This window comes from Saccharopolyspora sp. NPDC049357, from assembly GCF_040677225.1.
Lineage (GTDB): Bacteria > Actinomycetota > Actinomycetes > Mycobacteriales > Pseudonocardiaceae > Saccharopolyspora.
In genome coordinates, this window is record NZ_JBFAQJ010000015.1 from 125486 (window position 1) to 140302 (window position 14817).

Sequence of the window (14817 nt, forward strand, 5' to 3'; positions counted from 1 at the left end):
ACTGTCGGCGCTATCGTCAGTTCGGGCGATCAGCCGTACTATCTTTGAGGCGCAACGCGATACATGTCGGGGAGTATCGAGCGCGTCAAGATCCGCAGAACGATGACTGAGGCAGGTTGGGAGGGAACACGCGTGCCGCAAGACCCCCGGCATGGCGACTTCGGGCACCGGCGTACCCGCCCCGACGAGGACGCCGATGCCACCGGTTCGGCAAGTGGTTCCGGACGTCGCCGACGCGCGTTGTCAGAGGACGGCTCGGGTGGCACCCGCGTGATCGACCTGCTGTCCAAGCACGGCAAGGGACCGGGCACCTCCGGCCACCGCCGCGCCGCTGAGCCGCAGCCGCCGTCGGCACCTCAACCTCCGCAGAAACCTCCGCAAAAACCCCCGCAGACCGGCCCGCGTCGGGCCGCTCCGCAGGCACCGCCGGAACCTCCGCAGGCGTGGACCTCGCCCGAGCCGACCGGCCGCCGCCCCCGGCAGGCACCGCCGAGTCGCCCGATGCCCACGCCGCCCGCTCCGCCGAACAACCCGGCGCCCCCGGCCGGCTGGACCCCGCCGAGCACCGGCCCGCGGCCCGTGCAGCCGCCGCCGGCAGGCCCGGTGTCCCCGCCCTCCGGTCGCAATCAGCGACCCACCCCGCCACCACCTCCCGCCGCTCCAGGAGCCGCCGCCGCGTTCGCCGGTGGCGCCGCCGCGCGTCCCGCCCGGCGCAGCCCCGAGCCGCCGGCGGAAGAGGCCACCCGGATCAGCCAGGCGCTGAGCACCGACGCCCCGCAGCGCGTCTCACCCCCGTCCGGCCGCAACCCGCGCCCGGCCCCCGCGCATCCGGCCCCCGCGCACCCGCCCGCCGACATGGACGCCACCACGCAGCACCCGCGCGTGCCGGCGGCCCCGCAGCAGGAGCGGCCCGCGCGGCCCGCCAAACCCACGCCGCCGCCGGTCGAGCAGGCCGAGAAGACCGCGATCGTGGCGCCCGCCGACGGCTACTCCGAACTCGACGAGTTCGACGACGAAGCCGGCATCGCCGAGGACTTCGGCGACGAAGACGATCGCAAGAACGACATCGAGCAGATCGACCTCACGCTCGCCCGGTTCTCCGCGGTGCACGACGAGATCGCCGCGGAGGAGGCCAAGCGCCGCAAGCGCTACGCGTGGCTCCCCGGCAACAAGAAGGAACCCGAGCTCGGCAGCGACATGCCCTTCGACTTCCGCGACGACCGCGGTGGCGGGTCGCGCATGGAGTGGAAGAAGAAGCAGCGCAAGCGCCGCACGCACCTCATCGTCATGGCCGTGGCGGTCGCCGCGTCGCTGACGGTGTTCCTGTCGCTGGGCTTCGCCTGGGGCGCGACCGCGCTGTTCGGGCCCCCCGCCGTGCTGGCGCTGGACCCGAACTCCTCCGACATCAAGGACGCCGCCGGGCAGGCGGGCGACCAGAACTTCCTGATGATCGGCTCCGACACCCGTGCCGGAGCCAGTGCGTCCGACGGCGTCGGCGACGAGAACGACGAACCGGGCGCTCGCTCGGACACCACGATGGTCGCCCACATCCCCGCCGACCGGAGCCGGGTGGAGCTGGTGTCCTTCCCGCGCGACCTGCAGGTGGACAGGCCCGACTGCCAGCGCTGGGACCCCAAGACCGGCAAGTACAGCGGCGAGATCGTCCCGGGCAAGAAGGGCGCGCGCCTCAACGAGGCGTACGCGGTCGGCGGCCCGCTGTGCACCACCAAGGTCATCCAGCAGCTCTCCGGTCTGCGGATGGACAGCTTCCTCGGCATCGACTTCAACGGCTTCAAGTCCATGGTCGACGCCGTGCACGGCGTCGAGATCTGCACCGAGAAGCCCGTCGTGGATTCCACGCTCGGCACGGTCATCCCCGAGGCCGGACGGCACAACCTCACCGGCGACCAGGCCCTGACCTACGTCCGCGCCCGGCACGTCAAGGGCGACCCGACCTCGGACTACGGCCGGATGCAGCGCCAGCAGATGTTCCTGTCGTCGCTGCTGCGCAAGACCATGTCCAGCCAGGTGCTGCTGGACCCGCGCAAGCTCAGCGACTTCGTCAAGGCCGTCAGCGCCAACACCTTCGGCGACAACATCGGCGCCGACCGGCTGATGGACCTGGGCCAGCAGCTGCAGGGCCTGGACCCGAACAAGGTCACCTTCGTGACGGTCCCGACCACCGGCTACGCCAACGAAGAGGGCATGGAGGTCCTGCGCGACGACGCCGCGAGGGCGCTGTTCCAGTCGATGATCGACGACGCACCGGTGACCACCGACGGCACTCCGCAGAAGGCCGCCCAGTCCAGTCCGATCGGCGGATCGGGCGGTTCCGGTGGCGCGGCAGGTGTCGGCCGGGTGCTGCACCAGCAGCCCGCGGAGCCGTCCCTCCCGGGTGACTCAACCGTGAGCGCTGGAACCGAGATCTGCGGCTGACCTGCGGTTATCGTCGGCTTCGAGCTGGTCGATCACGCCGATTTCACCTCCGGTTCACCACAGGTCATTCTGTCCGATTCCGCGGGGAAGTACGCTGGGTGACATGCGCGAGGTCTACCAGGAACAACTAGGCATGCTCACCGACGTTCTCGCCTCCATGTCGGCGATGGTCGGCACGGCGATGGAGCGCGCCACCAAGTCGCTCCTGGAGACCGACCTGAGCCTGGCCGAGCAGGTCATCGACGAGGACGCGCTGGTCGACGAGGCGCGGTCCCGGGCCGAGGAGTACGCCTTCGGGCTGCTGGCCCTCCAGGCCCCGGTGGCCGGTGACCTGCGCAGCGTCATCGCCACCATCCACGCCGCCGAGGACATGGAGCGGATGGGCGACCTCGCCCTGCACGTGGCCAAGGCCGCCCGGCGCCGGCACCCGAACGCGGTGCTGCCGGACGACGTCGCCGCCTACTTCGCCGAGATGGGCCGCATCGCCGTGAAGCTGGCCCACCAGGTGAGCACCGTCATCCGCACCCAGGACGTCGAGGCCGCCCGGCTGCTGGACGAGGTCGACGACGAGATGGACGACCTGCACCGCCACCTGTTCACCGTGCTGATGAGCCCGGACTGGGAGCACGGCGTGGCCACGGCCGTCGACGTGACGCTGCTGGGCCGCTTCTACGAGCGCTTCGCCGACCACGCGGTCGCGGTCGCTCGCCGGGTCGAGTTCATCGTGACCGGAAAGATGCCGTCCCGTTGATCGCTTTCCGCTGGTCGGTGACGATCTTGCGCGGAAAGTATTAATAGTCGGTCTCAGCACTCGATGTTGTGATCATCGTGTGCCATCCTCTTTCGAGTGAGAAGCGACCGAACTCGTACCGATGAGGTGCTCGGTGGGTAAGAGTCCGACCGTGCACCGACGTCGACTGGGAAGTGAACTGCGGCGCCTCCGCGAGATCGCCGGCCGCACGCACCGCGAGGTCGCAGCCCACCTGGACTGCTCGCAGGGCAAGATCAGCCAGATCGAGCTGGGCCGGGTACCGGTGCGCACCTCCGACGTGCGCCTGATGGCCGAGTTCTACGGCGTCGCCGGCGACCAGCTCGAAGCGCTCATCGACCTGGCCCAGGACTCCAAGCAGCGCGGCTGGTGGCAGCAGTACCCCAGCACGGCGCTGCGTCCCGGCCTGCAGACCTACCTCGGGCTGGAGACCTCGGCGAAGGCCGTCAGCTGCTTCGGCAGCGACCCGCTGCCCGAGCTGCTGCAGACCACCGACTACACCCGCGCCCTGCTGGCCTCGGACTCCCAGGTGTTCACCGACGACGAGATCGCCGAACGCCTCAAGGTGGTCTCCACGCGCCAGCAGCGGCTGCTGGGCGAACAACCCCTGGAGCTGTGGGCGGTCCTCGACGAGTCGGCTCTGCGGCGCCGCGTGGGCGGTCCCGCCGTGATGCGGGCGCAGCTGGAGCACCTGGTGCTGCTGGGCTACCGCCGCAACGTCACCATCCAGGTCCTGCCGTTCCACAACGGCGGCCACCCGCTGATGGGCGACCGCGCGGCGGTGTTCTCCTTCACCAACGAGGCCGACCCCCAGGTCGTGCACCTGGGCGACTCGGCCAACTCCCGCTTCCTGGACAAGGCCGCCGACACGGCCGACTACCTCAAAGCCTTCGAGCAGGTCTGCACCAACGCCATGACCCCCAAAGACTCCAGCGCCTTCATCTCCTCGATCGCAGACGAGCTGCCGGTTTAAGACTCTGTGGTCCTTCTGCTTGGCGGTGCGGGAAGCGGAACTTCAGACGCCTTCTGGCTCCGGGATCCGAGACTTGAGCATGGAACGGATACGCGGCGCTACGGCTGTCCTCCCCAGAAGACGTCTGAGAACCCGCGGCGGTGCCGGCTGCTGAGGTGGGGTGAGGAGAAAGCGACTTCGTCGCTTGCCTGACGTAAGAAGAGGACAAAAATGCAGGGCTTCCCTTGGGAGGCCCTGCATTTCGCGTCGCCGAAGGTCAGCCGAAGCGGCCGGAGATGTAGTCTTCCGTGGCCTTCTGCGTGGGGTTGGAGAAGATCTTGCCCGTTTCGTCGATCTCCACGAGCTGACCGGGCTCACCGACGGCGCGCAGGTTGAAGAACGCGGTCTGGTCGCTGACGCGGGCGGCCTGCTGCATGTTGTGGGTGACGATGACGATCGTGTAGTCCTGCTTGAGGTGCGAGATCAGGTCTTCGATCGCCAGGGTCGAGATCGGGTCCAGCGCGGAGCAGGGCTCGTCCATCAGCAGCACGTCGGGGCGCACGGCGATGGCGCGGGCGATGCACAGCCGCTGCTGCTGACCGCCGGAGAGGCCACCGCCCGGCTTGTTCAGCCGGTCCTTGACCTCTTCCCACAGGTTCGCGCCGCGCAGCGCCTTCTCGGCGATCTCGTCGAGGTGCGACTTGTTCTTCTCGCCCGCCAGCTTCAGCCCGGCCACCACGTTGTCCCGGATGGACATGGTGGGGAACGGGTTGGCCCGCTGGAAGACCATGCCGATGGTCTTGCGCACCTGCACCGGATCGACGTTGTCGGCGTAGATGTCCTCGCCGTCGAGCATCACCTTGCCCTCGACGCGGGCACCCGGGATGACCTCGTGCATCCGGTTCAGCGACCGCAGCACGGTGGACTTGCCGCAACCGGAGGGACCGATGAAAGCGGTGACGCTGCGGGCGGGCACCTGCAGGGTCACGTCCTGCACGGCGTGGAACTTGCCGTAGTGCAGGTTCAGGTCTTTGATGTCGAGACGCTTGGCCATTTCGAAAGTCCCTACTTGGTCTTGATCGCGAAGATCTTGGACAGACCGGTCGCGGCAAGGTTGATCAGCATGATGACGATCACGAGGGTCAGCGCCGCCCCCCACATCCGGTAGTCACCGGCCATGGTTCCGGTGCTGCGCTCCATGAAGATGGTCAGCGGCAGCGACGCCATCTCCCCGCCGAAGAGGTCGAAGTTGATCGCCGAGGAGTACCCGACCAGGATCAGCAGTGGCGCGGTCTCGCCGAGCACGCGCGCCAGGCCGAGCATGACACCGGTGACGATGCCCGACAGCGCGGTCGGAAGGACGATCCGCACGATCGTCTTCCACTTCGGCAGGCCCAGCGCGTAGGCCGCCTCGCGCAGTTCGTTCGGCACGATCAGCAGCATCGTCTCGGTGACCCGGACGACGACCGGCAGCATCAGCAGCAGCAGCGCCAGCGCCACCGCGAAACCGCTGCGGGTGAAGCCGAAGGTGGTGATCCACAGCGCGTAGATGAACAGGCCGGCCACGATCGAGGGCAGACCGCTGAGGATGTCCACCATGAAGGTGGCGACCTTCGCCAGCTTCGACTGCTGTCCGTACTCGACCAGGTAGACGGCGACCATCACGCCCAGCGGAACCGCGAAGACCAGGCAGACCAGGCCTTCGAAGACCGTGCCGACCATGGCGTGGTAAACGCCGCCGCCGGTGTCGGTGGGCAGCAGGCCCTTGAACGAGTGCGACCACCAGTCGGCGCTGAGGACCGGCTGGAGACCGCGTTCCAGCAACGTCCACAGCACCCACAGCAGCGGGATGACCGCGATCACGAAGGCCGCCGCGAACAGGACGGTGGCCAGGTTGTCCTTGAACTTCCGGCCGAAGCCGATGCTCTGGAAGGCCGGCGCGGTTGCGAGCTGCTCCACGTCGGCAGCGTCGGTCCTCATGACTTCCCCTTAGCGCCGGCCGCACTCTCGATCCAGCGCGCGATCGCGTTGACTGCGAAGGTGATGATGAACAGCACCAGACCGGCCGAGATGTAGGCCCCGACCTGCAGGTTGTTGTTGAACTCCGCGGACCCGAGAGCGATCTTGGACGCGAAGGTCGCTCCGCTGTCGAAGATGCTGTACCCGGGCGGCGCGGTGGTCGCGCTCAAGATGATGGTCAGCGCCATCGTCTCGCCCAGCGCGCGACCGAGGCCGAGCATCGAACCGCCCACGAAGCCGTTCCGGCCGAAGGGCCACACCGTGGTCTTGATGACCTCCCAGCGGGTCGCGCCGAGCGCCAGCGCGCCCTCGATCTGCGCGTCCGGGGTGCGCGCGAAGACCTCGCGGGTCACGCCGGTGATCGTGGGGATGATCATCACCGCGAGCACGATCCCGGCGGTGAAGACGTTCGCGCCGGAGTCGACCTGGGAGATGTTGCCCTGGCCGAAGATCGGGATCCAGCCCAGCGTCTCGTTCAGCCACGTCGACACCGGCTTGAGGAACGGGCCCAGCACCAGGAAGCCCCAGAGGCCGTAGACGACCGAGGGCACCGCGGCCAGCAGGTCGACGATGTAGGCGAACGGGCGGGCCAGGTTCCTCGGCGCGTACCGGGTGAGGAAGAGGGCGATCCCACCGGACAGCGGCATCGCGATCACCAGCGCGACGATGGAGCTGGCCACGGTGATCCACGCGAGGTCGAGGATCCCGAAGCTCATGCTGCTCGGGTCCCGGGTGTCCCACTCCCTGCTGAACAGGAAGTTCACCTGGTTCACCTGCAGCGCCGGGATCGCCCGGATGAGCAGGAAGATCGCGATGGCCGCGATCACCGCCACCACGAACGCACCCGAAGCGGTGGCGAGCGAGGAGAACACCTTGTCGCCGACGCGGGAGGACTTGCCCGCTGTCTTCTCTGGAGCGGAAATGGGTGCCTCCGGTCCGGAACTGGGCGCCGAAGCGCCCCGCTGGGCACCGGTGGTGCCCGCGGGGCGCGTGGCGGCTCTCGTCGAGTCGGTCACTGCTGTTTGCAGCCTCTCATCTTGTCCGTTGGACCAGGGGCCCGCCCGGGGTGCGGGCGGGCCCGGTCACTCTCAAGAGATGGCGTTGACGGCTTCCAGGACCTTGCCCTTGAAGCTCTCCGGCAGCGGGACGTAACCCGCCTTCTCGAGCTCCTGCGGGTTGGCGTTGGCAGCCACGGTCAGGAACGCCTTGACCGCCTTGGTGGTCTCCGGGTCGTAGCCCTTCGAGCAGACGATCTCGTAGGTGTTCAGCACGATCGGGTAGACGCCCGCGGCCTTGTTGCCGTAGATCGACTCCAGGTCGACCTTGAGGTCGTTGCCCTCACCCTCGATCTTGGCGCCCTCGATGGCCTTGCCGACGTTGGCGGTGTTGAGCTCGACCGGGCCGGCGCCGCTGTCGATCTTGGCGATGCCCAGGCCCAGGTTCTTCGGGAAGGACCACTCGACGTAGGTGAAGCCGCCCTCGGTGGCCTTGACCGACTGCGCGACCTGGTCGGAGCCGTCACGGCCCTGGCCGACGCCCTGACCGCCCTGGAAGGTCTTGCCCTCACCGGAGAACGCGCCACCGGTAGCGGTCTTGAGGTACTTCTGGAAGTTCTCGGTGGTGCCCGACTCGTCCGAGCGGAAGAACGGAACGATGTCGATCGACGGCAGCTGAGCGTTGGGGTTCAGCGCCTTGACCGCCGGGTCGTCCCACTTCTTGATCTCACCCTTGAAGATCTTGGCGATCACGTCGGGGTTGAGGGTCAGGTCGGAGACGCCGGGGATGTTGTAGGACATGGCGACGGGACCGAACACCATCGGCAGGTTCCAGGCCGGGTTGCCCTGGCAGCGCTCGGCCGCCTTGGCGACCTCGCCCTTCTCCTCCTTCAGCGCGGAGTCGGAACCACCGAAGTCGATCTGGCCGGCGGTGAAGGCGGCGACGCCCTTGCCGGATCCGGACTTGGTGTAGTTGACGGTCTGGTTCGGGCACTTGAGGCCGTAGTCGCGTGCGAAGACGTCGACCGCGTTCTTCTGCGCCGACGAGCCCTCACCGGAGACCGGCTTGGTACCGCACTCGACCTGCAGGCCGTCGAGGGCCGGGTTGCCGCCGCCCTGCGGGACGTTCTGGTCCGAGCCGCAGCCGGCGAGCACGAGCGCGCCCGCGGCGACGACGGCCAACGCAGCGCTGTGCCGCTTGATTCTCACTTCGTTCCTCCACCCAAGGGACAAACTGCGGGGCGCGGCCGAGCCGCGCAGGCTCGTGCTTCATGCCGCTTGAGCCAGACGCTAAGCAGCGAGGATGGACTGCCTTCGCCATCCAAGTGAACGCGAAGTGAACAAGGCACGCTTAGTAAGCGGGGACACACCCCAACGGGCGAGGGGGAGGTAGATCTTCCACTCGCACCGTGACTCACAGCATTCTCGGCTCAGCGTCCGAATTGCACGTCGCTGTCCAACTTGGCGAAGCCCAGCCGCTGGTAGACCTTCACCGCAGGCACGTTGTCGGCTTCGACGTAGAGGATGACGCGACTACGCCCGGTATCCCGAAGGTGTCGCAGGCCGACCACGGTCAGTGACTTCCCCAGGCCACCGCCTTGCGCGTGCGGGTCGACACCGACGACGTAGACCTCACCGGTCCCGTCGGGGTGGACCTTCGTCCAGTGGAACCCCAGGAGCTCGCCGGACTCGTCGACCGCCAGGAAGAAGCCCTCCGGGTCGAACCAGTCCTCCTTCTCCTTGGCTCGCACGTCCCCCTCGGTCATGTCGCCCTGCTCCGGGTGCCAGACGAACGCGCGGTGGTTCACCCGGACCACCGCGGCCTCGTCCTCGCCGGGCCGGAAGGTGCGGATGGCCACGCCCTCCGGTGGCTGCGCGGCGGGCAGCTCCGGCTCGGCCAGCTCGCGGCCCATCCGCCACAGCTCGCGCGGCCGGTGGAAGCCGTAGCGCTCGGACAGCCGCAACGCGCCCGGGTGCTCGCCGTGCGACCAGATCCGCAGCCGCCCGGTGTCGGCGTCCGGCTCGGCACCCAGATCCGCGCGCTCCAGCAGCGCCTCGACGAGCCGGGTGCCCGCACCCAGCCTCCGGTGCTCGGGGTGGACGGCGAGCTCGGCGACCAGCTGACCCGAACCGGCCTCGTGCTCGGTGTCCAGGTGCGCGTAGCCGGTCAGCACGCCGCCGGAATCGCGAACGATGAAGTGCTCGGACCGCACATCGGCCTGCACCGGCTCGATCTGGTGGACGACGTCGCGGTGGGCCTTGAGCCGCAGGATCACGTGCTCACCGACCGGAGCGACACCGTCGGCCTTCTCGGTCTCGTCGAGCAGGCCCATCACCTCGGCCGTCTCGCTGTCGTCCAGTCCATTACGCCAAGTCAGCTGCACATCCACGACCCTACCCACGCGCACGCGACGAAGCCCCCGACCTTCAAGATCGAGGGCTTCGTCGGGTGATCTCGCGGTTACGCGTTGAGGCTCCGCAAGTCCGCCGACTCCACGGCCTCAGCCGCAGCGGACTCGGCCTCCGCGACCTCGGCGGCCAGCGGGGAGGTCGAACCTCCGCGGTTCGGGCGGACGAACTTGTAGCCCACGTTGCGCACGGTGCCGATCATCGAGTCGTGCTCCGGGCCGAGCTTGGCGCGCAGCCGCCGGACGTGCACGTCGACGGTGCGGGTGCCGCCGAAGAAATCGTAGCCCCAGACCTCCTGCAGCAGCTGGGCGCGGGTGAACACCCGGCCCGCGTGACCGGCCAGGTACTTCAGCAGCTCGAACTCCTTGTAGGTCAGTTCGAGCGCCCGGCCGCGCAGCCGGGCGGTGTAGGTGGCCTCCTCGATGACCAGGTCGCCGACGCTCAGCGAACCGTCACCGGTGGAGGAGGACTCGCTGCGGCGGGAGACCAGCAGGCGCAGCCGGGCGTCGATCTCGGCCGGTCCGGTGGTCGGCAGCAGGATGTCGTCGACCCCCCACTCGGCGTTGACGGTCACCAGACCACCCTCGTTGACCAGGGCGATCACCGGTGCGTCACCGGCAGCGAGCAGGCGGCACAGGTCACGGGCACCCACGAGGTCGGTGCGGGCGTCGACGATGACCACGTCGTGCGCACCGCCCGACAGGATGGCCCCGGGGTCGGCGGGCAGCACTCGCACCCGGTGCGGCAGCAGTGCCAGCGACGGAAGGACCGCGTCGCAATCGGGTTCACTGGTCAGCAGGAGCAGCTCGGAGCTCATCTGGGGCCTCCATCTCCAGGCGAGAACGACTGACGGCCGTGAGTGGCCATCACCCGCAGTCATCGGATGACTTGGCGTCGTTGCCTGTGGATGGCAAGGAGAATAACCGACATGCGGCGGAAAAACCCAGGTCCAACCGAGGGCATCACATTTGTGAACGGAAGCGCACCACATGTTTCACAGATGTTTCGCCGTCGCCCCGTCACGTTGCGAGCCGAAGACGGCACCCGGCTGCGCGGCGTTCTGCACCCCGGCCCGGGGCTTCCGGCGCCCCTGGGCTTCGTCGTCGGTCACGGCTTCACCAACCACATCCGGAAGCCCGGCGTGCGCAGCGTCCTGGAACGGCTCGCCGCGCACGGGCCGGTGCTGGCCACGGACTTCCGCGGCCACGGCCGCTCCGGTGGGCGGACCACCGTCGGCCCGAACGAGGCCATGGACATCGACGTGGCCGTGGCGCACCTGCGCGCGGCCGGCTGCGAGCGCGTCGTCACGGTCGGGTTCTCCCTCGGCGGATCGGTCGTGCTCCGGCAGGCAGCGCTGGGCACCCCGCCGGACGCGGTGATCTCGGTGAGCAGCCCGGCGCGCTGGTTCGTGCGCGACACCCCCGCGATGCGCAGGGTCCACTGGCTGCTCGAACAACCCCACGGGCGGTTGAGCGCCCGCCTGCTCGGCGTCCGGCTGGCCGGTCCGTGGCCTCGGGTTCCGGTGTCGCCGATCGAACTCGCCACCCGCATCGAGGTGCCTCAGCTGATCGTGCACGGTGCCGAGGATCACTACTTCCCACCATCCGACGCGCGCGCCCTCAGCGAAGCGGGCGGCGCGGAGTTCTGGCTGGTCGAGGGCATGCGCCACGCCGAGAGCTCGACCACCCCCGAACTGGTGGACCGGATCGCGGCGTGGGCGGTCGATACAGTGTCACCACCCGATCGGGCCCGGTCGGGCCCCCGGCGCCCCGACAGAACGGAACGCGCGGAGTGAAGAAGCTCGCGATCACCCTCGTCCTCGTCATCGGCCTCCTGGTCGCCGCCGACTTCGGCTCGGCCGCGTTCGCCGAGTACCAGGTGTCGAAGAAGGTCGCCCAGCAGCTCAAGCTGCCGGAGCAGCCCGAAGTCTCGATCAACGGCTTCCCGTTCCTGACCCAGGTCGCCGCGGGCAACTACCGCGACGTGCAGCTGGTGGCCAACGCGGTGCCGGTCGAGCCGTTCAACGAGGTGGGCATCGAGGCCGACCTGCACGGCGTGAAGGTCGCGACCTCCGAGGTCATCGCGGGCACCGCCGATCAGTTCACGGTCGACCAGCTGGTGGGCCGGGTGAAGCTGAAGGCCTCCGACGTCGCGCGCCTGATCGGCATCCAGGACCTGACCATCGAACCGGCTGCCCCCGACGCGCTCGCCGACGACGAGGGCAACATCAGCGAGTCCGACAAGCGGCTGGCCGAGGGCGGCGACGACCAGCGCGTGCCGGTGCAGCTCGACGGCACCGTCAACATCGCGGGCTCCGACAACAAGGTGCGGGTGATCGCGGTGTTGTCGCTGGTCAACGGCAAGATGGAGATCGAGCCGCGCAAGCTGGAGCTGAACAACAGCGCGCTGGGACCGATCGACCTGCCGCCGATCTTCGAGCAGTCGGTGCTCAAGCAGTTCAACACCACCCTCGACCCGGGGATGCTGCCGTTCGAGGTGCAGCCCACGGCGGTGCGCGCCGAGCGCGGCGCGCTGGTCATCGAGGGCACCGCGGAGAACGTCACGGTCAACGGCAACGGGGTGACCACGGGATGAGCCCAGGTGTGATCGCACTGCTGATCGTCGTGCCGGTGGCCCTCGTGCTCGGGCTGGTCTGGCAGGCCCGGCAGGGCAAGGTGCGCGAGAGCAGCGGTGAGGAGATCGTGACCGACAACTTCCCGGACGGGCTCAAGCAGCGGCTCGCCGACGCCCCGGAACCGGACGCGAAGGTGACGCTGCTCCAGCTGTCGACCACCTTCTGCCAGCCGTGCCGGCACGCCCGCATCCTGCTGGCCGACTTCGCGGGCAAGACCACCGACGTCCGCCACGTCGAGGTCGACCTCACCGACCACCCCGAGTGGTCCACGCCGCTGCGCGTGCACAGCACCCCGACGACCCTGGTCCTGGACCGCGCGGGCCGGGAGCTGTTCCGCGTCGGCGGCGTCCCCCGCCCCCAGGCCCTCTCCGAGGCGATCCAGGCGCACCTGTGACCTGCAACGGCGCAGCCGTTGTCTCGTTCACCACCTGAGCACCCGGCACCGCCGCGGGTTCTGACACGTCGCCTGGTGAGGACGCCACGACGAGGTGCATCGGCATACATGATGGAGTGGCGCCCGGAGTCCAGGCGGCGTGTCAGGTTCCGCCACCCGCACCGCCACGCAAAGTGAGCAGCACGGTCCAATCCGTCCCACTGTATGAACGTTCTTCCCGGCGATCGGTCGATCCGGGTAACCTCCGTCTCGTGCATGTACTGCTGACCCGAAGGCGCGCGGTTGATCTCTGCCGCGTGGGTAGCAGCCTGTGTTGATGGCACTGACCGGGCGGTAGTACGCGTTCCAAGCACGGCCTCGTCATGTCCTCATGACTCTCGCCGGCGCGCGCCCACCGCCTGACGGACTCGGCAGACCCAGTCCACATCGTCAGGAGGCCCTCGAAAGATGTCTGTCACGACGCTCGACCCACGCGGGGTCAGGTTCACAGCAGCGATGACCAGCGTGATCCTCGCGTTGGGCCTGGTCACCACGAGCTGGCGCGTCATGGCGGCCCAGATGGTTCTGTTCGGTCTGTGCGCGTTCATCGGAATGCAGCTCAACCCGTGGGGCGCGCTGTTCCGCACGACCGTTCAGTCCAAGCTCCCACCGGTCGCGCCGGAGGACCGCGAGGACCCCGCACCCGTTCGCTTCTCGCAAGGAGTGGGCTTCGTCTTCACCCTCGTGGCCACCATCGGCTACGCGGCGGACCTGACCACTCTCGGCATCGCGGCAAACGCCCTAGCCCTGGTGGCGGCACTGCTCAACGCGGTGTTCGGCTACTGCCTCGGCTGCCAGATGTACCTGGTGCTCCGCCGGTTCGCGCCGGCCGGGGCGTCCACAACAGACTGACCAAGTTCGAAGATCAACGAAGGAGTCGCTCGATGAGCCGCGCAGAGGTCCTGGTCTCCACCGAGTGGGCCGAAGAGAACCTGAACACCGCCGGGGTGGTGTTCGCTGAGGTGGACGAGGACACCACCGCCTACGACGGCGGCCACATCCCCGGGGCCATCAAGCTGGACTGGAAGAACGAGCTGCAGGACCACGTCCGTCGTGACTTCGTCGACCGCGAGGGCTTCGAGAAGCTCCTGTCGGCCAAGGGCATCAGCAACGACGACACGGTGGTGCTCTACGGCGGCAACAACAACTGGTTCGCCGCCTACGCTTACTGGTACTTCAAGCTCTACGGCCACGGCGACGTCAAGCTGCTCGACGGTGGCCGCAAGAAGTGGGAGCTCGACGGCCGCGAGCTGACCAAGGAAGAGCCGAACAAGGCCTCCACCACCTACAAGGCCCAGGAGCCGGACACCTCGATCCGCGCCTTCCGGGACGAGGTCGTGGACGCCATCGGCAACAAGAACCTGGTCGACGTGCGTTCGCCCGACGAGTTCTCCGGCAAGCTGCTGGCCCCGGCGCACCTGCCGCAGGAAGCCGCGCAGCGCGGTGGCCACATCCCCAGCGCGATCAACGTGCCGTGGAGCAAGGCCGCGAACGAGGACGGCACCTTCCGCTCCGACGAGGAGCTCAAGGAGATCTACGGCGAGGCCGGGCTGGACACCGCCAAGGACACCATCGCCTACTGCCGCATCGGCGAGCGCTCGTCGCACACCTGGTTCGTGCTGCGCGAGCTGCTGGGCCACCAGAACGTCAAGAACTACGACGGTTCCTGGACCGAGTACGGCTCGCTGGTCGGCGTGCCGATCGAGAACCCGTCCGAGGCCTGATCACCCGGTAACACCGAGCAAGGAGTTTGTGACATGAGTGGATGCGGAGCGCCGCAGCAGTCGGCAACCGCGGTCGACGAGGCCACTGACCAGGTCGTCGTGGCCGGCAAGGTGCGGTCCGGGGAGTCGCCCGTCGGCGGGGCTTTCGTCCGCCTGCTGGACTCCTCGGGTGAGTTCACCGCCGAGGTCGTCACCTCCGAGGAGGGCGACTTCCGGTTCTACGCGGCTCCGGGTGACTGGACCGTCCGCGCGCTGCACCGCAGCGGCAAGGGCGAGTCCAAGGTCTCCCCGACGGGCACCGGAGTCCACGCCGTGGACATCGCGGTCGCCTGACCTGCGCAGCACGAAGGGGGGGGGCCCGGCGTGGTGGGGGCCCGGGACATAGGTGTATATCACCACAAAAAAAACAACAAACAAATTGAAAAAAGGTAATAAGGTAAGTAGA

General features: G+C 68.4%; 16 protein-coding genes. 10 read left to right on the forward strand and 6 right to left on the reverse strand.

The annotated features are described in order from the left end of the window. Positions 1-132 precede the first annotated feature (132 nt). The 3 genes from AB0J91_RS15630 (at position 133) to AB0J91_RS15640 (ending at position 4178) form a co-directional block, all read left to right on the forward strand. Positions 133-2436, forward strand: coding sequence for an LCP family protein (locus AB0J91_RS15630; protein ID WP_363868786.1), 2304 nt, complete (start codon positions 133-135; stop codon positions 2434-2436). 103 nt (positions 2437-2539) lie between these two features. Continuing rightward, positions 2540-3187 (forward strand): phosphate signaling complex protein PhoU, encoded by a 648-nt coding sequence (phoU, locus tag AB0J91_RS15635; protein ID WP_132621699.1) that lies wholly within the window; start codon positions 2540-2542, stop codon positions 3185-3187. A 151-nt stretch (positions 3188-3338) separates the two neighbouring features. Then, positions 3339-4178, forward strand: a complete 840-nt coding sequence (locus tag AB0J91_RS15640) for a helix-turn-helix transcriptional regulator (RefSeq protein ID WP_363868789.1) — start codon at positions 3339-3341, stop codon at positions 4176-4178. A 256-nt stretch (positions 4179-4434) separates the two neighbouring features. Here the strand turns inward: AB0J91_RS15640 and pstB are convergent, their stop codons facing one another. The 6 genes from pstB to AB0J91_RS15670 all read right to left on the reverse strand — a co-directional run bounded on the left by pstB (position 4435) and on the right by AB0J91_RS15670 (position 10397). Beyond that, positions 4435-5211 carry a phosphate ABC transporter ATP-binding protein PstB gene (pstB, locus tag AB0J91_RS15645; RefSeq protein WP_363868792.1) on the reverse strand — a complete coding sequence of 259 codons (777 nt, stop codon included), beginning with the start codon at positions 5209-5211 and terminating at the stop codon, positions 4435-4437. 11 nt (positions 5212-5222) lie between these two features. After that, on the reverse strand, positions 5223-6137 hold the full coding sequence (pstA, locus tag AB0J91_RS15650) for a phosphate ABC transporter permease PstA (RefSeq protein ID WP_363785793.1): 915 nt from the start codon (positions 6135-6137) through the stop codon (positions 5223-5225). Beyond that, a complete protein-coding gene (gene pstC, locus AB0J91_RS15655) occupies positions 6134-7099 on the reverse strand; it encodes a phosphate ABC transporter permease subunit PstC (protein WP_363868842.1) in 966 nt (321 codons plus the stop codon). Before pstC ends, pstA begins: the two co-directional genes overlap by 4 nt. Before the next feature lie 165 nt (positions 7100-7264). Beyond that, positions 7265-8380, reverse strand: a complete 1116-nt coding sequence (gene pstS, locus AB0J91_RS15660; RefSeq protein WP_363868795.1) for a phosphate ABC transporter substrate-binding protein PstS — start codon at positions 8378-8380, stop codon at positions 7265-7267. A 221-nt stretch (positions 8381-8601) separates the two neighbouring features. Continuing rightward, positions 8602-9549 (reverse strand): mycothiol synthase, encoded by a 948-nt coding sequence (mshD, locus tag AB0J91_RS15665; RefSeq protein ID WP_363868845.1) that lies wholly within the window; start codon positions 9547-9549, stop codon positions 8602-8604. A gap of 83 nt (positions 9550-9632) precedes the next feature. Beyond that, positions 9633-10397 (reverse strand): response regulator transcription factor, encoded by a 765-nt coding sequence (locus tag AB0J91_RS15670; RefSeq protein WP_363868798.1) that lies wholly within the window; start codon positions 10395-10397, stop codon positions 9633-9635. 183 nt (positions 10398-10580) lie between these two features. Here AB0J91_RS15670 and AB0J91_RS15675 point away from each other — a divergent pair, with 183 nt between their 5' ends. The 7 genes from AB0J91_RS15675 (at position 10581) to AB0J91_RS15705 (ending at position 14705) form a co-directional block, all read left to right on the forward strand. After that, positions 10581-11375 carry an alpha/beta fold hydrolase gene (locus AB0J91_RS15675; RefSeq protein ID WP_363868801.1) on the forward strand — a complete coding sequence of 265 codons (795 nt, stop codon included), beginning with the start codon at positions 10581-10583 and terminating at the stop codon, positions 11373-11375. Continuing rightward, a complete protein-coding gene (locus AB0J91_RS15680; RefSeq protein ID WP_363868804.1) occupies positions 11372-12175 on the forward strand; it encodes an LmeA family phospholipid-binding protein in 804 nt (267 codons plus the stop codon). Before AB0J91_RS15675 ends, AB0J91_RS15680 begins: the two co-directional genes overlap by 4 nt. Beyond that, the gene (locus tag AB0J91_RS15685) at positions 12172-12609 is read left to right on the forward strand and encodes a thioredoxin family protein (protein ID WP_363868807.1); all 438 of its coding nucleotides are present in this window, start codon (positions 12172-12174) and stop codon (positions 12607-12609) included. Before AB0J91_RS15680 ends, AB0J91_RS15685 begins: the two co-directional genes overlap by 4 nt. Before the next feature lie 251 nt (positions 12610-12860). Next, entirely contained in the window at positions 12861-12926 is a 66-nt protein-coding gene (locus AB0J91_RS15690; RefSeq protein ID WP_363786369.1) for a putative leader peptide, read from the forward strand. 130 nt (positions 12927-13056) lie between these two features. After that, positions 13057-13500 (forward strand): DUF4395 domain-containing protein, encoded by a 444-nt coding sequence (locus tag AB0J91_RS15695; RefSeq protein WP_363868810.1) that lies wholly within the window; start codon positions 13057-13059, stop codon positions 13498-13500. A gap of 32 nt (positions 13501-13532) precedes the next feature. After that, positions 13533-14372: a sulfurtransferase gene (locus AB0J91_RS15700; RefSeq protein WP_363785776.1), complete on the forward strand. Its 840-nt coding sequence runs from the start codon at positions 13533-13535 to the stop codon at positions 14370-14372. Between the two features lie 33 nt (positions 14373-14405). Further along, a complete protein-coding gene (locus tag AB0J91_RS15705; protein ID WP_363785774.1) occupies positions 14406-14705 on the forward strand; it encodes a DUF1416 domain-containing protein in 300 nt (99 codons plus the stop codon). Positions 14706-14817: the final 112 nt, after the last annotated feature.